18 protein-coding genes and 4 tRNA genes are annotated in these 20,270 nt (G+C 60.5%); 12 read left to right on the top strand and 10 right to left on the bottom strand.

Annotated elements, in window-relative coordinates:
• Positions 1 to 4 precede the first annotated feature (4 nt).
• Together HBO05_RS12720 and HBO05_RS12715 are read right to left on the bottom strand one after the other, a co-directional pair.
• The gene (locus HBO05_RS12720; protein WP_169956827.1) at positions 5 to 817 is read right to left on the bottom strand and encodes an alpha/beta fold hydrolase; all 813 of its coding nucleotides are present in this window, start codon (positions 815 to 817) and stop codon (positions 5 to 7) included.
• Between the two features lie 125 nt (positions 818 to 942).
• Positions 943 to 1,713 carry a hypothetical protein gene (locus HBO05_RS12715; RefSeq protein ID WP_092234781.1) on the bottom strand — a complete coding sequence of 257 codons (771 nt, stop codon included), beginning with the start codon at positions 1,711 to 1,713 and terminating at the stop codon, positions 943 to 945.
• A gap of 360 nt (positions 1,714 to 2,073) precedes the next feature.
• On the opposite strand from HBO05_RS12715, the gene HBO05_RS12710 reads away from it, so the two are divergent.
• The 4 genes from HBO05_RS12710 to HBO05_RS12695 all read left to right on the top strand — a co-directional run bounded on the left by HBO05_RS12710 (position 2,074) and on the right by HBO05_RS12695 (position 2,487).
• A tRNA-Glu gene (locus HBO05_RS12710) sits at positions 2,074 to 2,149 on the top strand.
• 2 nt (positions 2,150 to 2,151) lie between these two features.
• Positions 2,152 to 2,227, top strand: a tRNA-Gly gene (locus tag HBO05_RS12705).
• A 105-nt stretch (positions 2,228 to 2,332) separates the two neighbouring features.
• Positions 2,333 to 2,408, top strand: a tRNA-Glu gene (locus HBO05_RS12700).
• Between the two features lie 3 nt (positions 2,409 to 2,411).
• Positions 2,412 to 2,487, top strand: a tRNA-Gly gene (locus HBO05_RS12695).
• 86 nt (positions 2,488 to 2,573) lie between these two features.
• Here HBO05_RS12695 and HBO05_RS12690 read toward each other — a convergent pair.
• Together HBO05_RS12690 and HBO05_RS12685 are read right to left on the bottom strand one after the other, a co-directional pair.
• Complete coding sequence (locus HBO05_RS12690; protein WP_169956828.1) at positions 2,574 to 4,313, bottom strand: dipeptidase; 1,740 nt, start codon at positions 4,311 to 4,313, stop codon at positions 2,574 to 2,576.
• A gap of 154 nt (positions 4,314 to 4,467) precedes the next feature.
• Positions 4,468 to 5,094 carry an alanyl-tRNA editing protein gene (locus tag HBO05_RS12685; RefSeq protein WP_172312796.1) on the bottom strand — a complete coding sequence of 209 codons (627 nt, stop codon included), beginning with the start codon at positions 5,092 to 5,094 and terminating at the stop codon, positions 4,468 to 4,470.
• A 90-nt stretch (positions 5,095 to 5,184) separates the two neighbouring features.
• Here HBO05_RS12685 and HBO05_RS12680 point away from each other — a divergent pair, with 90 nt between their 5' ends.
• Positions 5,185 to 6,117 (top strand): LysR family transcriptional regulator, encoded by a 933-nt coding sequence (locus HBO05_RS12680; RefSeq protein WP_169956830.1) that lies wholly within the window; start codon positions 5,185 to 5,187, stop codon positions 6,115 to 6,117.
• A 158-nt stretch (positions 6,118 to 6,275) separates the two neighbouring features.
• Here HBO05_RS12680 and HBO05_RS12675 read toward each other — a convergent pair whose 3' ends face one another.
• Together HBO05_RS12675 and HBO05_RS12670 are read right to left on the bottom strand one after the other, a co-directional pair.
• The gene (locus tag HBO05_RS12675; protein ID WP_099168779.1) at positions 6,276 to 6,683 is read right to left on the bottom strand and encodes a PA2817 family protein; all 408 of its coding nucleotides are present in this window, start codon (positions 6,681 to 6,683) and stop codon (positions 6,276 to 6,278) included.
• A 76-nt stretch (positions 6,684 to 6,759) separates the two neighbouring features.
• Positions 6,760 to 9,207, bottom strand: a complete 2,448-nt coding sequence (locus HBO05_RS12670) for an acyl-CoA dehydrogenase (protein ID WP_169956831.1) — start codon at positions 9,205 to 9,207, stop codon at positions 6,760 to 6,762.
• Positions 9,208 to 9,409: 202 nt separating this feature from the next.
• Here HBO05_RS12670 and HBO05_RS12665 point away from each other — a divergent pair, with 202 nt between their 5' ends.
• The 4 genes from HBO05_RS12665 (at position 9,410) to HBO05_RS12650 (ending at position 12,573) form a co-directional block, all read left to right on the top strand.
• Positions 9,410 to 10,069, top strand: a complete 660-nt coding sequence (locus HBO05_RS12665) for a transglutaminase family protein (RefSeq protein WP_169956832.1) — start codon at positions 9,410 to 9,412, stop codon at positions 10,067 to 10,069.
• Positions 10,070 to 10,112: 43 nt separating this feature from the next.
• On the top strand, positions 10,113 to 10,730 hold the full coding sequence (locus HBO05_RS12660) for a glutathione S-transferase (protein ID WP_170056995.1): 618 nt from the start codon (positions 10,113 to 10,115) through the stop codon (positions 10,728 to 10,730).
• A 134-nt stretch (positions 10,731 to 10,864) separates the two neighbouring features.
• The gene (locus HBO05_RS12655) at positions 10,865 to 11,797 is read left to right on the top strand and encodes an ABC transporter ATP-binding protein (protein ID WP_169956834.1); all 933 of its coding nucleotides are present in this window, start codon (positions 10,865 to 10,867) and stop codon (positions 11,795 to 11,797) included.
• Positions 11,794 to 12,573: an ABC transporter permease gene (locus HBO05_RS12650; protein ID WP_169956835.1), complete on the top strand. Its 780-nt coding sequence runs from the start codon at positions 11,794 to 11,796 to the stop codon at positions 12,571 to 12,573. Before HBO05_RS12655 ends, HBO05_RS12650 begins: the two co-directional genes overlap by 4 nt.
• Positions 12,574 to 12,708: 135 nt before the next feature.
• On the opposite strand, the gene HBO05_RS12645 is transcribed toward HBO05_RS12650, so the two are convergent.
• A complete protein-coding gene (locus HBO05_RS12645; RefSeq protein WP_172312794.1) occupies positions 12,709 to 13,254 on the bottom strand; it encodes a TetR/AcrR family transcriptional regulator in 546 nt (181 codons plus the stop codon).
• A 90-nt stretch (positions 13,255 to 13,344) separates the two neighbouring features.
• On the opposite strand from HBO05_RS12645, the gene HBO05_RS12640 reads away from it, so the two are divergent.
• The 3 genes from HBO05_RS12640 to HBO05_RS12630 all read left to right on the top strand — a co-directional run bounded on the left by HBO05_RS12640 (position 13,345) and on the right by HBO05_RS12630 (position 17,718).
• Positions 13,345 to 14,529: an MFS transporter gene (locus tag HBO05_RS12640; protein ID WP_172312792.1), complete on the top strand. Its 1,185-nt coding sequence runs from the start codon at positions 13,345 to 13,347 to the stop codon at positions 14,527 to 14,529.
• A 92-nt stretch (positions 14,530 to 14,621) separates the two neighbouring features.
• A complete protein-coding gene (locus HBO05_RS12635) occupies positions 14,622 to 15,776 on the top strand; it encodes a TDT family transporter (protein ID WP_169956838.1) in 1,155 nt (384 codons plus the stop codon).
• 67 nt (positions 15,777 to 15,843) lie between these two features.
• Positions 15,844 to 17,718, top strand: a complete 1,875-nt coding sequence (locus HBO05_RS12630; protein ID WP_172312790.1) for an MFS transporter — start codon at positions 15,844 to 15,846, stop codon at positions 17,716 to 17,718.
• 72 nt (positions 17,719 to 17,790) lie between these two features.
• Here the strand turns inward: HBO05_RS12630 and sugE are convergent, their stop codons facing one another.
• From sugE to rdgC, 3 genes are all read right to left on the bottom strand, one after another.
• Entirely contained in the window at positions 17,791 to 18,105 is a 315-nt protein-coding gene (sugE, locus tag HBO05_RS12625) for a quaternary ammonium compound efflux SMR transporter SugE (protein WP_057438900.1), read from the bottom strand.
• 105 nt (positions 18,106 to 18,210) lie between these two features.
• Positions 18,211 to 19,167: a bile acid:sodium symporter family protein gene (locus HBO05_RS12620; protein ID WP_170042667.1), complete on the bottom strand. Its 957-nt coding sequence runs from the start codon at positions 19,165 to 19,167 to the stop codon at positions 18,211 to 18,213.
• Positions 19,168 to 19,318: 151 nt separating this feature from the next.
• Complete coding sequence (rdgC, locus tag HBO05_RS12615) at positions 19,319 to 20,239, bottom strand: recombination-associated protein RdgC (RefSeq protein ID WP_169956841.1); 921 nt, start codon at positions 20,237 to 20,239, stop codon at positions 19,319 to 19,321.
• Positions 20,240 to 20,270 lie beyond the last annotated feature (31 nt).

The raw sequence follows: 20,270 nt of genomic DNA, 5'->3' as shown, positions 1-20,270 counted from the left end.
GTGATCAGGCGTGATTAGCCAAAAAGGTCAGCAGCGCCTCATTGACGAAATCCGGGTTTTCCCGGCTGGAGATATGCCCTGCACCCGGGATCAATACCAGATCGCAGCCAATCAGCTCAGCCATCTCCTGCGCCTCTGCGGGTGGGCGCGGCTGGTCTTCGTCACCGCACATCACCAACGTAGTATCGGAGTTCAGGCGGCACAGGCCTGCCATCGCATCACCTCGACCGAAAATCAGGCGCCCCAGGGGCACAATGCTCTGTAGCAGGCGATCCTTGGGGAAGTCACGCAGGGATTGGCGGAAGTCCTGATACAGCGCAGAGTCGCGGTCGATGCCGGGGCGGAAGAAGATCGGCACGATGATATCCAATAGCGCATCTGAGATAGCACCCGTGGCTTCAATCGCGCTGAGCAGCGCGAAATACTTTTCGCGGGTCGCCTCAGGCTCTGCGCCCAGGTAGGTGTCCATCAGCACCAGGCTATTGACCCGCTCGGGCGCCAGTAGCGCCAGCGGGGCGCCCCACATGCCGCCGACTGACAAACCCACCAGATTGACCTTGGCAAGGCCCAGGTGGTCCAGTAGCGCCAGGGCCTGGCGCGCCAGGTCGTCCAGGCTCTGGGTCGATGCTGGCAGCGGGCCAGACTCACCGTGGCCCCACAGCTCTGGCACGATCACTCGGTACTGTTGCGACAGGGCGGCGATCTGCGGGGCCCACATCTGCTGGTCCCACAGGTAGCTCTGGCCGAGCAGGACAGCTGGGCCAGAACCCTGGTCCACGTAGTGCAAGGGCTGATCATCAATGATGGCGATAGGCACGGCTTGCCTCCTTGGTTAAGTGCATGAAGTGCACTTTTGTACGCGAATTATAGAAGGGGGGATAGCCGCAGGATGATGGCACCGAGTGCAGGAAATGCACCCGGTGACTTAAGTACAGGAGGGGGTCAGTCGTAGATGACTTTCTTTTTCCATTCGGCATCCGCGTCATCGGCCTTCAAGCCTGCGGTCAGTTCATTGACCTCTTCTGCGGTTTGCTGGCTGTTGGTCAGCACCATGGAGTTGGCGCGCGCCAATTGTTTTTCCAGCAGTTGCAGGTGCTGGCTGTAGGTGGCCGGCTCAGGCTGCTTGCGCAGGTATTGCACGCCGCGCTCGAACGCCAGGCGCGCCTGGCCGGGTTGCGCCTGTTGCAACGCGTGCTGGCCAAGATTGTTGAAGAACTCGATGTGCAGCAGCACCAGCAGGTGACGGATCTCGCGGATCCAGTGCTTGGCCTCATTGGTCGGCAAAAAGCCGTCCTGGGCGGCGCGGGTGACCTGGCCGTGCAGGGCTTCGAGCAGAAAGCGCACATCCTTGGCCTTGGCTTCGGTCTGAATCGGTCCCGGGGGGTTGTTCACCGGGATCGATTCGCCCTGGCCTACCAGTGCTTCCAACTCGGCAATACGTGCCTTGATAGTGGCGCTGGATTTGTTCAGGTGAAGCATGCGTTGGTTGACGTTCAGTTCCAGGCGGGTCAGCAGCAGCTTGAGCTGCGGCGTCATCAGTTGGCCAGGGAACGTCTCGGTGATCTCGCCACAGCGGCGCAGCCGATCGTTGAGTTCGATCTGGGCACGGGCCTTTTCCAGTTTGTTGTTTTCCACCACGTGGTTCATGTAGCCAATGGCGATCAGTATTACGATCCCGGCTATTACCAGCAGGGTGATCATGAGTGGTGTCACCGGTGTGACCTCTTTTTATGGGATGTGCGTTGAAGTGTAGTGATTGGCGCATGCGGCGGATAGGACTCTTCGACGAGATGAGTCGGTGCTTTCATCTGTATATGTAGGCATCGTCTTTATAGATGCACATTGCCATCATTCGCGGGTGGGGACTATAACGCCTTGTCGGGCGCCAGAATATAGGCGCCAAAGCCTGGACGGCGAGAAACCCCGGGAGTGCCTGGAAAGCAGGGGGAAGTCATTGATTTAAATAAATTTATCCTTGGGGGTTGACGACCTTTCAATCCATCCATAGAATGCGCGCCACTTACAGCGTAAAGCACACAGCGAAACGCGGTAGGGAGTGAATGTTGTACGTGTGTCCCCTTCGTCTAGTGGCCTAGGACACCGCCCTTTCACGGCGGTAACAGGGGTTCGAGTCCCCTAGGGGACGCCATTGCGGGAATAGCTCAGTTGGTAGAGCACGACCTTGCCAAGGTCGGGGTCGCGAGTTCGAGTCTCGTTTCCCGCTCCATTTTTAAACAGTGTGGCTTTCGGGCGGCACTGAGTGAAACCAGGACCAAGTCTTCGGACAAGGCCTCTGGGCACTGGAATACACACCATGTGTTTCAGTTAGCGTGTCCCCTTCGTCTAGTGGCCTAGGACACCGCCCTTTCACGGCGGTAACAGGGGTTCGAGTCCCCTAGGGGACGCCATTTGCGGGAATAGCTCAGTTGGTAGAGCACGACCTTGCCAAGGTCGGGGTCGCGAGTTCGAGTCTCGTTTCCCGCTCCATATTAAACAAAAACGCCGCTCAGTGATGAGCGGCGTTTTTGTTTGTCCGGGATGGACCCGCTGCAAGAGCAGGTCCAAGGGTTGGCTTAGAGTTTTGGCAGTTGCCCGATACGTCCCATCATTTCTGTCACGATCTGTAGGTCCAGCAGGAACTGCTCGGTGGTCTTGAACTCGTTGTCGGTGTGGCCGGTGTACTTGGCTTCTGGTCGGGCCAGGCCGAATTGCACGCCGTTTGGCAGTTCATGCACCGACGTTGCGCCGGCCGAAGTACCGAACTCGGGCTTCATGCCCAGGTTTTCGGTGGACACGGCCAGCAACGCCTTGACCCACTCGCCCTCGGGGTTGCGATACATCGGCGCGGCCACCGAGTAATCGAAGGTCGGCGCAATATGGGTGTTTTTGCTCCAGGCGCTGAGCTTGTCGGCGATTTCTTTCTTGAGTGTTTCCGGGGATTTGCCCTTCGGTACCCGCAGGTTGACTGCCAGCTTGAAGGCTTTTTCATCCATGCCGACGAAGGTCAGGGAAGTGGTCAGCGGCCCCATGAACGCATCGGAAAAGCCCACGCCCAATTTGCCGCCCAGATAATCCAGGCCCCAGTTGTCGGTGGCGTAACGCGCAGCGTCGGTGATTTCGTTGTGCTTGAGCGCAACCTTGCCATCCAGGCTATTAATGAAGACCAGCATCCGCGCGACCGGGTTAATACCGGATTCGGGCTCGGAAGAGTGGGCCGACACCCCGGTAACGGTCAGCTTGACATCATTGCCGACAACCTTGGCATCTACCGTGAAATCACCCCCATTGGCCTTGGCAAACGCAGCGCCGGCCTGCTGCAGGCTGGCCGCCAGTTCAGCGGGTTTGTCGCTGCGCAATGTGGCTACCGAGGCCGAAGGAATCTGGTTGGTCGCCAGGCCGCCGGTCATGGCGATGATCTCGGCGCCTTTGCCATCTGCCTTGCGCTTGGCAAAGGTCGCCATGACCGTGCCATAACCTTTCTCGGCGATGACCACTGGGTAGCCGCCGTCCAGCGCCAGGTTGTAGTTCGGCGTCGGGTTGTGTTCAAAGTAGTAAGGAATGGCGTCGCCAGTGGTTTCTTCGGTGGTGTCCACCAGCAGCTTGAAGTTGCGTGCCAGGGGCAGGTTTTCTTCCTTGATCACTTTCATCGCATACAGCGTTACCACGATGCCGTTCTTGTCGTCCTCGGTGCCGCGGCCGTACATGCGGTCGCCAATCAGCGTGACCTTGAATGGGTCGAGGCGGGTGCCGTCGGCCAGGACCCAGTTTTCCGGGGTCACCGGTACCACGTCGGCGTGGGCGTGAATGCCGACCACTTCATCGCCCGTACCTTCCAGGGATATTTCATAGACGCGGTTGTCGACATTGCGAAAGTTCAGGTTGAACGCCTGGGCCAGGCTCTTGATCTTGTCGGCGATCTTGATGAATTCAGGGTTGTCGTGCTGGGCTACGCCTTCTACCTGGAAGGTCGGTATGGCCACCAGCTCACGCAGGGTCTCGGTAGCCGCTGCGCCGTATTTCACCCGGGCGTAAATGCCCAGCAGGCGGTGAATCTCGTTTTGCTGTTCGGCGCTGAGGCTCTTGTTATCGAGAAATGCGCTGATCGCCGGGCCGAGATCGGCGGTTTTGCCCAGTTCACTTTTGGCCAGGCTGCCCAGGAAAGTGCGGAAGTCCTTGATCGACGCGTCATTGAACGTCTTGAGGATGGTCGCGCTCTGTTGCGGGGTGATGTTGGCGAAGGCGGGTGCGGTAAAGGCGGACAGGCTGGCGACCATCAGGGTGGCGGCGGCCAGGTGCTTGAGGGAGAAGTCCATTGCTGGGGGCATTCCTTTGCAGGTGGTGAGTAGGAAGTTTCCTATTTTTTGTCGGAAACATTTTCACACACTAGCATCACCCACAAGCAGGAGGGGAGCCCCTTGCGGGGTGATGTCCGATCTCGATAAGAAAACGCCGCCTGCCATCCACCTGTCAGTCCAGGCTATAGCGCACCGACAGCGTGCCCTTTTTCTCCGACAGGCCGAGGATCGTGACCTGGCCGACTTGGGCCAGGGCTTGCACATGAGTGCCGCCGCAGGCGTAGGGCGGCAGGTCGCCAAAACCGACTTCGCGGGAGCCACTTTCCAGCGTCATGTGGCGTGGTAAATCCGCGGCGATCCATTGGTTGACCTGTTCCTGCAAGGCATCGGCTTCCATGTCTTGGGCCGATTCCCCACGGATAAAACTGATCTTGCCTTCACCGGGCCAATGGTGGGCCTTGATCGGCATCCAGCCCAGGGTTTCACCGGCGTTGCCGATCAGATGCCCGGCCGAATGCAGGCGTGTATGCAGGGCGCGGCGCTGGCCGTCGACCCGAGCTGGCTGGAGGCCAAGTGCCACGGCCTGGTCCACGTAGTGCACGATGCGCTCGGCCTCCTGCACCACTTTCAATACGTTGCTGTCCCCCAGCCACCCCGTATCAAAGGGCTGGCCGCCACCCTGGGGATGGAAAATAGTGGACTGCAGGACTACTGCAAACTGCTGCTCATGGGGCGTGCACTCCAGCACATCAACATCGGCAACCAGGTGGTCATGGGTAAAAAACAGGCGCTGGGTCATCGTCTACATCCGCATCAGGGGTCTACGCAGCAGTATAAGTAGTGCGCAAATGGGTGATAATCCGCTGAAATCTCAATGGACTTGTGCGTCATGAGCATCAATCTTCCTTTGCCACTGTTGGGTGAAATGGCGATTTTCGTCAAGGTGGTGGAAGCCGGCAGCTTCTCTGCAGCGGCGCGCCAACTGGGCACCTCGCCATCGGCGGTGAGCCGCAGCATCTCGCGGCTGGAACAGGCCCTGGCCACGCGACTATTACAGCGCACCACGCGCAAGCTGCGCTTGAGCGAAGGTGGCGAAGAAGTCTTCAAGCGCTGCCAGGAGATGGTCAACGCGGCGCGCTCGGTGATGGAAATCAGCGGCCAGTACACCCACGAGGCCGAAGGGCTGATACGGGTCAGCGTGCCCAAGGCGGTCGGGCGGTTTGTGGTGCATCCGCATATGCCGCAGTTCCTGCGGCGCTATCCCAAGGTCGATGTGCAGCTGATCCTCGAAGATCGGCAGGTGGATTTGATTGATGACAATGTCGACCTGAGCATCCGCATCACCGATAACCCGCCGCCGGGGTTGGTAGGGCGCCGGCTACTGCCGATCGAGCATTTGCTGTGTGCTACGCCGCAATATCTGGCCACCCACGGAACGCCGCTGCATCCCCATGACTTGCTGGAGCACAGCTGCATTTACCTGGGCGAAACCCCTGGGGATGCACGCTGGAAATTGCGCCAGGCTGGCAAAACAGTGACGGTGGGTGTGCGTGGTCGTTATGCGGCCAATCACACGGGGGTGCGGTTGGATGCGGTGTTGCAGGATGTGGGAATTGGCAGCTTGCCGTATTTCACTGCGCGGCATGCATTGGAGGAGGGGCGGTTGGTGCAGGTCCTGGCGCAATGGGATTTTATTGCCTCGTACCATGGGGATGCCTGGTTGCTGCATTCACCCACGCGGTACCTGCCGCCGAAACTGCGGGTATTCATCGATTATCTGGTGGAGTGCATGGCTAAGGAGCCCACATTGCGTCGGCGGTAGGAGCACGATCGGGAATGTTGAGCGAATTAGTGTGGGAGCGGGCTCGCTCGCGAAAGCAGTGGGTCAGTCAACATCAATGTTTGCTGGGCCGACGTCTTCGCGGCGATGCGGCGATCCGACAAGCCCGCTCCACATTTGGATCTTTGGTGCTTTTGAGATCAGTGCTTGGGCTGGTCGTTGGACATGGCCAGCAATTGCTTTTCCTGGTTCCAGTCGAACGGTTCGTCGTTCTGTTCGGCTTCGAAGCGCCGTTCTTCCAGGGCCTGGTACAAGTCCAGTTCATCATCGGGCATGAAGTGCAGGCAGTCACCGCCAAAGAACCACAGCAAGTCGCGCGGTACCAGATGGGCAATCTGTGGGTAGCGCAGGATGACCTGGCTCATCATGTCCTGACCCAGGTATTGGCTTTCGATCGGGTCGATGGGCAGCATGGCCCGCAGTTCATCAAAGCGTTCCAGGAACAAAGCGTGGCTTTCCTCTGGAACCTGTTCGGCTTCGCCGACGGCAACCAGGATACTGCGCAGGTGGTCGAGCAAGACGAGATGATCAGCAACGACGTTGGACACGAGAGTAAGTCCTCAAAAGCAAAAACGGGCGCGAGAGTATATAGCTCTCGCGCCCGCTTTTATATGACCGCCGGTACTAGCGGACTCTGCCAGGCGCCTGGGCCAACTCCTCCTTGCTGAAGTCATCCACGTCGATCACCTTGCGCCGCGCTGCTTCCGCGTCGCGCAGGGTCTGCGCCTCGGCCGGTTGCAGCACGCCAGCCTCGAGTGCGGCTTCGATGGCGTGTTCCCCCGCGCGTGGCTTGACCTGGCCACTCTTGAGGGCGCTGTGGAGTTTCTTTTGCAGGGGCTGGCTGGCACCCAGCAGGTCGTAGGCATGTTGCAAGGCGCCGACTGGATCTTGCGCCGACTGTGGGCGATAGCAGCCAGCCAGCAGTTCTTCGAGGGTCGGGTCGCCCTTGGCCCGGCCAATTACCGCGGCGACTTCCGCGTCCAATGCATCGGACGGACCTTTGTGGCGGCGGCCGAACGGGAACACGATGACTCGCATCAGGCAGCCCAGCACTTTGTTGGGGAAGTTGCTGAGCAACTCATCCAGCGCGCGCTCCGACTGGCCGAGGCTTTCCTCCATGGCCCAGGCAAACAGCGGCTCCAGGTGGTCCGGGGAGTCGAGGTCGTGGTAGCGCTTGAGCGCTGCCGAGGCCAGGTACATATGGCTGAGCACATCGCCGAGCCGTGCCGACAGGCGTTCACGACGCTTCAACTCGCCGCCCAGCAGCATCATGCTCAGGTCCGCCAACAGGGCGAACGCGGCAGCCTGGCGGTTGAGCGCACGGAAGTAGCCCTGGCTCAAGCGGTTGCCCGGGGCTTTTTCGAAGTGACCCAGGCCCAGGTTCAACACCAGGGTGCTGGCGGCGTTGCTCACGGCAAAGCCGATATGTTGCATCAGCAGCCCATCGAACTCCTTGAGTGCCTGGTCGCGGTCTTCACGGCCGGCCAGGGCCATTTCCTTGAGCACGAACGGGTGGCAGCGGATCGCGCCCTGGCCGAAGATCATCAGGTTGCGCGAGAGGATATTCGCCCCCTCCACGGTGATGAAGATCGGCGCCCCCTGCCAGCTGCGGCCCAGGTAGTTGTTGGGGCCCATGATGATGCCCTTGCCGCCGTGGACGTCCATGGCGTGGCTGATGCACTCGCGGCCGCGCTCGGTGAGGTGGTACTTGAGGATCGCCGAGAGCACCGAGGGTTTCTCCCCCAGGTCGACGGCATTGGCGGTGAGCATCCGCGCGCTGTCCATCAGCCAGGCGTTGCCGCCGATACGGGCCAGGGCTTCCTGGATACCTTCGAAGGCCGACAGTGGCACGTTGAACTGTTCGCGCACCTGGGCGTACTGGCCGGTCACCAGGCTGGTGAACTTGGCCGCGCCGGTGCCCACTGCTGGCAGGGAGATCGAACGGCCGACCGACAGGCAGTTCATCAGCATCATCCAGCCCTTGCCGAGCATCTCCTGGCCGCCGATCAGGAAGTCCAGGGGAATGAATACGTCTTTGCCGGAGTTGGGGCCGTTCATGAACGCAGCGCCCAGGGGCAGGTGGCGACGGCCGATTTCCACGCCGGGAGTATCGGTGGGGATCAGCGCCAGGCTGATGCCCAGGTCTTCTTCCTCACCCAGCAGGTGGTCCGGGTCATGGGCCTTGAAGGCCAGGCCGAGCAGGGTCGCGACCGGACCCAGGGTGATATAGCGTTTTTCCCAGTTCAGGCGCAGGCCAAGGGTTTCCTTGCCTTCCCATTCGCCTTTGCAGATCACCCCGGTGTCGGGCATTGCGCCGGCATCGGAGCCGGCCAGCGGGCCGGTCAGGGCAAAGCACGGGATGTCATCGCCACGGGCCAGGCGCGGCAGGTAATGGTTACGTTGCTCGTCGGTGCCGTAGTGCAGCAGCAGTTCGGCCGGGCCCAGGGAGTTGGGGACCATCACGGTGGAGGCGAGGTCGCCGCTGCGGGTTGCCAATTTCATCGCCACCTGGGAGTGGGCGTAGGCCGAAAAGCCCTTGCCGCCGAACTCCTTGGGAATGATCAGGGCAAAGAAGCCATGTTGCTTGATGTGGTCCCAGGCCGCTGGCGGCAGGTCCATGGCCTGGCCGATTTCCCAGTCGGTGACCATGGCGCACAGCTCTTCGGTGGGGCCGTCGATAAAGGCCTGTTCTTCTTCGGTCAACTGCACCTTGGGGTAGGCCAGCAGTTTGTCCCAGTCGGGGCGGCCGCTGAACAGTTCGCCGTCCCACCACACGGTACCGGCGTCGATGGCATCGCGCTCGGTTTCGGACATTGGCGGCAGTACTTTCTGGAACCAGTTGAACAGCGGTGCGGTGAAGTACTGGCGACGCAGGTCGGGCAGCAGCAGCGGTGCGGCGACTACCGCCAGCAGGACCCAGAACACCAGCAGCAGCCAGCCCGGTGCATGGCTAAAGGCGCCCATCGCCAACAGATAGACGGCGACCACGCCCAGGGCGGGCAGGGGCGCGGTGCGACGGTGAGCCAGGTAGGCAATGCCGAGCACCAGAACCAGTATCCACAACAACAGCATATTCAATCCTCCGTGAAACCAGGGGCAGAAGCACCCTCAGAGCTTAGTCGGCATCCGAAAAAGCGGTGCCTGAGGGTGTTACGTGGTGTGGCGGGAAGTGCTCTCCAGTCACAGGCAGCAGGCGCCGACATTTGGCCGAATCGTCGTTATCCCTCGGTCGGACCTGTGGTTAGACTCCAGGCTCGCCTCGGAGACAATCCCCATGAATGCGTACTTGAGTCCCAGCCGCTTCATCGATAGTGACCACCCTGCGGTGGTGGAGTTCGCCGAAAAACATCGAGGTTCGAGCCTCGATCCCCGTGACCAGGCAGTCAGTCTCTATTACGCCGTGCGTGAAGCGGTGCGCTACAACCCTTACACCTTCAGTCGCGATCCGCAAACCCTGCGTGGCAGCTACGCCCTGGCAGCGGGCCAGAGCTATTGCGTGCCCAAGGCCACCCTGCTGGCGGCTTGCGCCCGGCATTGCGGAATACCGTCGCGTATTGGCCTGGCGGATGTGCGCAATCATTTATCGACGCCGCGCCTGATCGAGTTGCTCAAGAGTGATGTGTTCGCCATGCATGGCTACACGGAGCTGTACCTGGATGGGCGTTGGGTCAAGGCCACACCGGCGTTCAACCAGCAATTGTGCGAGTTGTTCGATGTGCCGCCCCTGGATTTCGACGGAATCAACGACAGTGTGTTTCACCCGTTCAACCGCCAGGGCCAGCGCTCCATGGAGTATGTGGTGGACCATGGACAGTTTGCCGAGGTGCCCGAGGCATTCTTCTTTGCCCACATAAAGAAATGTTACCCGCACCTGTTTGGCGAGCAGTCGCCGCAGTTGTTGGGTGATATGCAGAGCGATTTGAGTCGCGGCTGAACCGGCGTATGCTGCTCCGGCATTCATCCACTGGGAGGCGGTCATGCTGAGGATCTGGGGTCGTAAAAATTCGTCAAATGTCAGGAAGGCACTGTGGTGCGCCGAGGAACTCGGCCTGGACTATGAGGCAATTGATGCGGGCGGGGCCTTTGGTGTGGTCGATACGCCGCAGTACCGGGCGTTGAACCCCAATGGCCGGGTGCCGATGATCGAGGACGGCGAGTTCGTGTTATGGGAATCCAACACCATCGTGCGCTACCTCTGCGCCAAGCAGGCCTCGAGCTGGTACCCCAAGGACCTGCAAGCGCGGGCCAATGCCGAGAAGTGGATGGACTGGACCACCTCGACCTTTGCCGAACCGTTCAAGACGGTGTTCTGGGGCATCCTGCGCACGCCGGCCGAGCGGCAGAACTGGGACAGCATCCATGCCGGGCGCAATGCCTGTATCGAGGTGTTGAAAACCGTGGACCAGGCCTTGGCCGGCCAGCCCTACCTGTCCGGCACCGAGATCGGCATGGGCGATATTCCCCTGGGCAGCTTTATCTATGCCTGGTTCGAGATGCCTATCGAGCGCCCGGCAATGCCCCACCTGGAGGCGTGGTACCAGCGCTTGCAGCAACGCCCGGCCTATCAAAAAGCGGTGATGACCGCGTTGACTTAATACTGACTATTAATACAGGTGACTGTACTTGTGCGGCGCGGGCAAGCACCATGCTCGCCGTGCGCCGCAGTTGTATTACGTAGGGCGCGCCCTTATCTATTCTTTCTATTCCCTTCCTTGGTGCGTAATCCGATATGAGTTCCGCTCTGTCCATCCGGCAGCTAACCAAAACCTACGGCAACGGTTTCCAGGCCCTGAGTGGTATCGATCTGGATGTCGCCGAAGGTGATTTTTTCGCGTTGCTCGGCCCCAACGGTGCCGGCAAATCCACCACCATCGGCATTCTGTCGACCCTGGTCAACAAGACCAGTGGCACGGTGAATATCTTTGGCCATGACCTGGATAAATCCCCGGCCGCGCTCAAGCGCAGCATTGGCGTGGTGCCCCAGGAGTTCAACTTCAACCAGTTTGAAAAGACCTTCGATATCGTGGTGACCCAGGCCGGTTACTACGGCATCCCGCCGAAGATCGCCAAGGAGCGCGCCGAGCAATACCTGACCCAGCTGGGGTTGTGGGACAAGCGCGACGTGCCATCACGCTCGCTGTCCGGCGGCATGAAGCGGCGCCTGATGATCGCCCGTGCCTTGGTGCACGAGCCACGCCTGCTGATCCTCGACGAACCGACGGCAGGGGTGGACATCGAATTGCGGCGCTCGATGTGGACCTTCCTCACCGAACTGAACCAGAAAGGCATCACCATCATCCTCACCACCCACTACCTGGAAGAGGCTGAACAGTTGTGCCGCAACATCGGCATCATTGACCACGGCACCATTGTCGAGAACACCAGCATGCGCAACCTGCTGGGCCAGTTGCATGTGGAGACGTTCCTGCTCGACCTGAAGAACAACCTGTCGGTGCCTCCGCAACTGATCGGCTACCCAACCCGCCTGGTAGACAGCCATACGCTGGAAGTCCAGGTCGATAAAGCCGTGGGCATCACCGCGCTGTTCAGCCAGTTGGCGTTGCAGAACATTGAAGTGTTGAGCCTGCGTAACAAAACCAATCGCCTTGAGGAGCTGTTCGTGTCCCTGGTGGAGAAAAATCTGGCGAAGGTGGCGGTATGAGTTCCGAGTTCCAACCCAACCTGGTAGCGCTCAACACCATCGTCTACCGCGAAGTGAAGCGCTTCATGCGCATCTGGCCGCAAACCCTGCTGCCACCAGCGATCACCATGGTCCTGTACTTCGTGATCTTCGGGAACCTGATCGGCCGGCAGATTGGCGATATGGGCGGCTTCACCTACATGGAATACATCGTGCCGGGGTTGATCATGATGTCGGTGATCACCAACTCCTATGGCAACGTGGTGTCGAGCTTCTTTGGCAGCAAGTTCCAGCGGTCCATTGAGGAACTGATGGTGTCACCGGTGTCGCCGCACACCATCCTGATCGGCTACACCCTGGGCGGCGTACTGCGCGGCTTGATGGTCGGGGCGATCGTGACGGTGCTGTCGATGTTCTTCACCGACCTGCAGGTGCATCACCTGGGGGTGACCATCCTGGTGGTGGTGCTGACGGCGACGATCTTCTCGCTGCTGGGCTTTATCAACGCAGTGTTCGCGCGCAACTTCGATGACATCTCGATCATCCCGACCTTTGTGCTGACGCCGCTGACTTACCTGGGCGGGGTGTTTTATTCGATTACCTTGCTGCCGCCGTTCTGGCAGACCGTGTCGATGGCCAACCCGGTGCTGCATATGGTCAACGCGTTCCGCTACGGGATTCTTGGGGTGTCGGATATCAAGATCAGCGTGGCGATTACGTTCATGATCGCGGCGACGGTGGTGTTGTATATCGGGTGCGCGCGGTTGCTGGTGAGTGGGCGTGGGATGCGTACCTAAGCCAGGTCTAAAGATGTGTGGGTTTGTGTAGGAGCGGGCTTGCCCGCGATAGCAGAGTGTCAGTCAATACCTCTTTAACTGACCCGCCGCTATCGCGGGCAAGCCCGCTCCCACACAAGCCCACACACAGTTGGGTCAGGTGTGCAGCGCAATCTCGATCAGCTCATGCAGCTCCTCAACCCGCATCGGCGCAGCGCCAAACAAAATTCGAAACACCGTCGGCGCCGCCAGCAGATTGATCAACCGATCTATGCTGGGCAACGCCTGGCCGCTACCTTGGTAACGATCCACGATTACCTGCAGTTGCCCACCCAGAATCGTCACGCAGTACCCCGGCGTCTGGCTGCACTGTACGTCGCGCATCATGTTGCGCCCCGGTTCCGAGCTCATCTCATCCAGGTATTGTTCGGCCCAGGCTTGCAGGTCGCCGCGCAGGCTGCCGGTGTTGGCCGGTTCACTGTCGGGACGCATGCGGGCCAGGGCGACGTCGGCGAGCAGGGCGGCGAGGTCGCCCCAGCGCCGGTAGATGGTCGACGGTGTGACTCCCGCGCGTGCGGCGATCTGCGGCACCGTCACGCTGGCGCGCTCTTGCTCCTGCAGTAGCTGACGCACCGCCGAATGAACCGATTCTTGTACCCGGGCACTACGGCCCCCCGGGCGGAGGCCTTCTTTTATCGCCATGCCAAAACCTTAACACAAAGAATTTGCTTTAAGCGCGACCCAGTAGCACACTGCACAAAAGCAAAATATTAGCTTTAGCGGAGCGTGCCCATGTCCAGCGTCACTTCTCATCGTTCCAGCCTGGTGTTCCTGGCGATCACCTTGCTGACGTTTCTTGCCGCCTCCAGCGCGCCGACGCCGTTGTATCACCTTTACCAGGAGGGCCTGCACTTTTCCGCAGGCACCCTAACCCTGATCTTCGGTGTCTATGCCTTGAGCCTGCTGGCCGCGTTGTTGACCGTCGGTTCACTGTCGGATTACCTGGGGCGCAAGCCGGTGATCTTTACCGCGCTGGTGCTGAATATGCTGGCGATGCTGCTGTTTATCTACGCCGACAGTGTCGCCTGGCTGATCGCCGCCCGAACCTTGCAGGGGTTTGCCACAGGCATGGCCACCGCTGTGCTTGGCGCTGCGTTGCTCGACACCGACCGTCAGCAGGGCCCGTTGGTCAACAGTGTCGCGCCGTTGCTGGGCATGGCCTGCGGCGCCATGGGCAGCAGTTTGCTGGTGGAGTTCGCGCCGCTGCCGACCCAGTTGATCTATTGGGCCTTGTTCGCGCTGCTGCTGTTGCAGAGCCTGTATGTGTGGCGGCTGCCCGAAAGCGTCAGCCGCATGCCGGGCGCGCTGGCCTCGCTATGGCCGACCCTGCATGTGCCGCCCCAGGCGCGCCGGGCCTTGTGGCTGTCGCTGCCGGTGGATATTGCCGTGTGGGCCATGAGCGGTTTCTACTTGTCGCTGGCGCCGTCGCTGGTGCGGGCGGCAACCGGATCGACTTCCAACCTGATCGGTGGCGGCCTGGTCGCGGTGTTGACCTTGAGCGGCGCGGTGATGATTTTCAGCCTGCGCAATCGCCCGGCGGACAAGGTGCTGCGCCTGGGGGCAGGCCTGTTGGCCGTGGGCGTCGCGTTGATCCTCGGTGCGGTCCACAGCGCCAGCCTGCCACTGTTTTTCCTCGCCACACTGGTGGCGGGCAGCGGATTTGGCGCGGGGTTCCTTGGCGCGGTGCGCAGTGTGGTGCCCTTGGCCTTGCCCCATGAGCGGGCCGGGTTGATGTCGGCGTTCTACGTCCTCAGTTACCTGGCGTTTTGCCTGCCGTCCCTGCTGGCGGGCAACCTGACCCGCAGCTTTGGCCTGATCGCAACCACCGACGGCTACGGTGCGGTGCTGATCGTCCTGGCGCTCGGGGCCTTGATTGGCTTGATGAAGCAAGCATCCGCCAAGGCTGTATATAGGTAAAACAGATAACAGTTAGAGATATTACCCGTTATATAGATATTCGTTGCGCTTCTATCATGGGCTCAACCTCATACGAGGAAGAGGAATAAGCCATGACGTGCCCCAATAGCATCACCCCCAGCTATAAACCGTTCAGCCATCTCGCCGCTCCCAGGGAAGTGATTCGCCAGTTCACCCCCAACTGGTTCGCCGCCACCATGGGCACCGGCGTGCTGGCGTTGGCCCTGGCGCAAGTGCCGGTGCAACTGCCGGGTGTCTACGCCATCGCCGAAGGGTTGTGGTTGCTGACAATCTTTCTGTTTGTATTGTTCAGCGGCCTATACGCCGCGCGCTGGGTGATGTTTTTTCACGAGGCGCGGCGAATTTTCGGACACTCCACGGTCTCGATGTTCTTCGGCACCATTCCCATGGGCCTGGCGACCATCATCAACGGCCTGCTGCTGTTTGGCCTGCCGCGCTGGGGCGAGGGCGTGGTGCAACTGGCTGAGGCCCTGTGGTGGCTGGACGTGGCCATGGCCCTGGCGTGCGGGGTGCTGATCCCGTTCATGATGTTTACACGCCAGGAACATAGCATCGACCAGATGACAGCCGTCTGGCTGCTGCCGGTGGTGGCGGCCGAAGTCGCCGCTGCCAGTGGTGGCCTGTTGGCGCCGCACCTGGCCGACGCTCATTCGCAACTGGTGATGCTGGTGACCAGCTACGTACTCTGGGCATTTTCCCTACCGGTTGCGTTCAGCATTCTGACAATCCTGATGCTGCGCATGGCCCTGCACAAACTGCCCCACGCCAACATGGCCGCGTCGAGCTGGCTGGCCCTTGGCCCGATCGGCACCGGCGCCCTGGGTATGTTGCTGCTTGGCCAGGACGCGCCGGCGATCTTCGCTGCCAATGGCTTTGCCGGCATCGGCGAGATTGCCGCCGGCCTGGGGCTGGTCGCCGGCATCACCCTGTGGGGCCTGGGCCTGTGGTGGATGTTGATTGCGGTGCTGATCACCCTGCGTTACCTGCGCGCAGGTATTCCATTCAACCTCGGCTGGTGGGGCTTTACCTTCCCGCTGGGGGTGTATGCCCTGACCACCTTGAAACTGGGCAGTACCTTGCACCTGGCATTTTTCAGCGTGACCGGCAGCGTGCTGGTCGCCGCCCTGGCCCTGATGTGGCTGGTGGTCAGCAAGCGCACGGTGCAGGGCGCCTATAAAGGTGAGCTTTTTGTTTCACCGTGTATTGCAGGGGTGGGGAATAAGTAAGCGGGATTAGGTAAAGTCGTGGCCTGAAAAATCAATAAAGCCTTCAGGCCACGCAGGAACACGGACGATGAGTCACCCCTCGCAATTTACCTTGCTGCGCAAACGGCGCTTTCTGCCGTTCTTCATCACCCAGTCCCTGGGGGCGTTCAACGACAATATCTTCAAGCAGTCGTTGATCCTCGCCATTCTCTACAAGCTGGCCATCGAGGGCGATCGCTCGATCTGGGTCAACCTCTGCGCCTTGTTGTTTATCCTGCCGTTCTTCCTGTTCTCGGCCCTTGCCGGGCAGTTTGGCGAGAAATTCAACAAGGATGCGCTGATCCGCGCGATCAAGATCGGCGAGATCGTGATCATGGCCATCGGCGCCGTGGGCTTTATGACCAACCACCTGGAGCTGATGTTGCTGGCGCTGTTTGCCATGGGCACCCACTCGGCGCTGTTTGGCCCGGTGAAGTACTCAATCATGCCGCAAGCGCTGCATGAAGAGGAGTTGGTGGGCGGTAACGGCCTGGTGGAAATGGGCACGTTCCTGGCAATCCTCGCCGGGACTATCGGCGCTGGGGTGATGATGTCCTCTGCGCACTACGCGCCGGTGGTGTCCACGGCGATTGTCGCGATTGCCGTGCTGGGCTACCTGGCCAGCCGGGCGATCCCGCGCGCCGCGGCGTCCAGCCCCCAGATGCGCCTGGACTGGAATATCTTCAGCCAATCCTGGGCCACCTTGCGCTTGGGCCTGGGGCAGACACCCGCGGTGTCGCGCTCGATTGTCGGCAACTCGTGGTTCTGGTTTGTCGGGGCGATCTACCTCACGCAAATCCCGGCCTACGCCAAAGAGTGGCTGTATGGCGATGAGACCGTGGTGACCCTGATCCTCACGGTGTTCTCGGTCGGTATCGCGTTGGGCTCGATGCTCTGCGAAAAACTCTCCGGGCGTAAGGTGGAAATCGGCCTGGTGCCCTTCGGGTCATTCGGCCTGACGGTGTTTGGCCTGTTGCTGTGGTGGCATTCTGGCGGCTTCCCGCAGAACGTCCAGGCCAACGATTGGCTGGCGGTGTTGGGTTACGGCCAGGCCTGGTGGGTGTTGATCGATATCCTTGGCCTGGGGGTGTTCGGCGGTTTCTATATCGTGCCGCTGTATGCCTTGATCCAGTCGCGTACCGCTGAAAACGAGCGGGCGCGGGTGATCGCTGCCAACAATATTCTCAATGCGCTGTTCATGGTGGTCTCGGCGATTGTCACCATCCTGCTGCTGAGCGTGGCCAAGCTGTCGATCCCCGAGCTGTTCCTGGTGGTGTCGCTGCTTAATATCGCGGTCAACACCTACATCTTCAGGATTGTTCCCGAGTTCACCATGCGCTTCATGATCTGGCTGCTCGGCCACTCCATGTACCGCGTGCAGCATCGCGACCTGCAACACATCCCGGACGAAGGCGCGGCGTTGCTGGTGTGCAACCATGTGTCGTTTGTCGATGCACTGCTGATTGGCGGCGCGGTGCGTCGGCCGATTCGCTTTGTGATGTATTACAAGATCTACCGCCTGCCGGTGCTCAACTTTATCTTCCGCACGGCCGGCACCATTCCGATTGCCGGGCGCCATGAAGACCTGGAGATCTACGAAAAGGCTTTCCAGCGTATCAGCCAATACCTGAAGGACGGCGAGCTGGTGTGCATCTTCCCGGAAGGCAAGTTGACCGGCGACGGTGAGATCAACGAATTCAAGAGTGGCGTGACGCGGATTCTCGAGGAAACGCCGGTACCGGTGATTCCCATGGCGTTGCAGGGGTTGTGGGGGAGCTTTTTCAGCCGCGATCCGAACAAGGGGATCTTTCACCGGATCTGGTCGCGGGTGACGTTGGTGGCGGGGCCGCCGTTGGCAGTGGAGCAGGCGACGCCACAGGCTTTGCAGGAACAAGTGCTGGCACTGCGTGGCACCATCCGGTAGGAGCCCGGCTCGCCGGCGATGAGGCCCGAAAATCCATCACGGGATTCAAGGGCCTCATCGCCGGCAAAAGCATCAGGCGCTAATCTTGAGCCCGATCAACCCGGCAATAATCAGCGCCACACTGGCCAAGCGAAACAGCGCCATGGACTCCCCAAACAGGATAATCCCGGCAATCACCGTGCCCACTGCACCGACCCCGGTCCAGATCGCATAGGCGGTGCCCAGCGGCAGTTCCTTCATCGCCAGCCCCAGCAGGCCGAGGCTGACGGCCATGGCGGCAATCGTCAGGGCAGTGGGCATTGGTTTGCTGAAGCCGTCGGTGTATTTCAGGCCGACGGCCCAGCCAACTTCAAACAACCCGGCGAAAAACAGAATGACCCAGGACATATTGACCTTCCTTTTAGAAGTGGGGTCGTCCCCGGATTAATGCTCGAACGAGTCGCGGGGTCGTCCCCGCGAAGATGGGTAGAGTGCCGAAAAGCCAGCACCCGATCAAGTTTCGGCAAGGGCCTTGCGATCTTCCTTCTCGCTCATCCGGCGGAAATACGTCGACAACAGCGCCCCGGAAATATTGTGCCAGACGCTGAACAGCGCACTGGGCACCGCTGCCAGTGGCGAAAAATGCGCACTGGCCAGTGCGGCGCCCAGCCCCGAGTTCTGCATGCCCACTTCCAGCGCCAACGACTTGCGCTGGGCCAGTGGCAACTTGAACACGCGGCCGGTGAAGTAACCGAGCAAGTAGCCGAAGCTGTTGTGCAGCATCACCACCGCCATGATCAGCAGACCCGATTCGGCAATCTTCGCCTGGCTCGCTGCGACCACAGCCGCGACGATAATCACGATGCTGACCACCGACACCAGTGGCAGCACATCAACGGCATGTCGCACCCGATCACCCAGCAGGCGTTGTGCCAATACCCCAAGCACGATGGGCAGCAGTACCACTTGCAGGATCGACCAGAACAGCTCCATGAACGACACCGGTAGCCACGCCGAAGCCAGCAGCCAGATCAGCGCCGGGGTGAGCAGCGGGGCGAGGAGGGTGGTGACGGCGGCGATGGCCACCGACAGCGCCAGGTCGCCCCGGGCCAGCCAGGTCATGACGTTGGACGAGGTACCGCTTGGGCAGCAGCCGACCAGGATCACGCCGACGGCGATTTCCGGTGGCAGTTGGAAGGCCTGGCACAGCAACCAGGCCACCCCCGGCATGATCACAAAGTGCGCGACCACACCCAGGGCCACGCGCCACGGATGGCGTGCGACCTCAGCGAAATCTTCAAGTTTGAGGGTCAGGCCCATGCCGAACATCACCAGGCCCAGCAGCGGCACGATGGCGCTTTTCAGGCCGATAAACCAGCTGGGCTGCAGGAACGCGACCACGGCAAAAATCAGCACCCAGTAGGCGAAGGTATTGCCGACGAAGCGGCTCAAGGCGGCGAGTGCGCGCATGGTGATGTCCTTATTATTAGAGTGCTGGAACTGGCAACCCCATCAACTGTAGGAGCTGGCTTGCCAGCGATAGCGGTATGTCAGTCAGTGACTCTGTAACTGATACACCGCCATCGCAGGCAAGCCAGCTCCTACATTGAACGTGCCTGTTTTAGATGCCTTGCGGGGTCTCTTCGCCGCCCAGTGCTTCCACCAGTGCCGGCAGGAAGTCGCCGAAGGTCAGCATCATCAGGGTAAAGCTTGCATCCAGTTGGCCCAGGGCCTCGTCGCCGCCGTCCTGTTCGGCCTGGTCTTGCAGCAGGTCCTCGAACTTCAGGCGCTTGACGGTCATTTTGTCGTCGAGCATGAACGACAGCTTGTCCTGCCAGGCCAGGGACAGTTGGGTCACGACCTTGCCGGTGGTCAGGTGCAGCTGGATTTCTTCGCCGGTCAGGTCCTGGCGCTTGCAGCGCACGATGCCACCGTCTTCGTGGGTGTCGCGCAGTTCGCATTCGTCGAGCACGAAGAAGTCAGCGGCCGGCTTCTGGGTGGTGACCCAGTCGGTCATGATTGCGGTTGGCGCGGTTTTCACGGTCAGCGGGCGTACTGGCAGGGTGCCGATCACTTCACGCAGGGTCGACAGCAGGTCTTCGGCGCGCTTGGGGCTGGCCGAGTTGACCAGGATCAGGCCCTGTTTCGGTGCGATGGCAGCAAAGGTCGACGAACGACGGATAAAGGCGCGGGGCAGGAAGGCCTGGATGATTTCATCCTTGATCTGGTCCCGTTCCTTTTTATAGACCTTGCGCATTTGCTCGGCTTCGATCTCTTCGACCTTTTCCTTGACCGCGTCACGCACCACGCTACCGGGCAGGATACGTTCTTCCTTGCGCGCAGCGATCAGCAGGAAGTCACCGCTGACGTGCACCAGGGGCGCGTCTTCACCTTTACCAAAAGGCGCGACGAAACCGTAAGTGGTCAACTCCTGGCTTGCACAAGGGCGCGCCGGTTTGGTGGCCATTGCAGCTTCCAACGCCTCGGCATCAACAGGCAGATCTTGGGTCAGGCGATAGATAAGCAGGTTCTTGAACCACATGGGGTGAGTCTCTCCTTTATACAAAGTGGGG

This window comes from Pseudomonas sp. WS 5079 (assembly GCF_012985465.1).
Taxonomy (GTDB): domain Bacteria; phylum Pseudomonadota; class Gammaproteobacteria; order Pseudomonadales; family Pseudomonadaceae; genus Aquipseudomonas.
The sequence above is the reverse complement of the archived record's forward strand: the minus strand, read 5'-3'. Positions and strand labels throughout refer to the sequence as shown.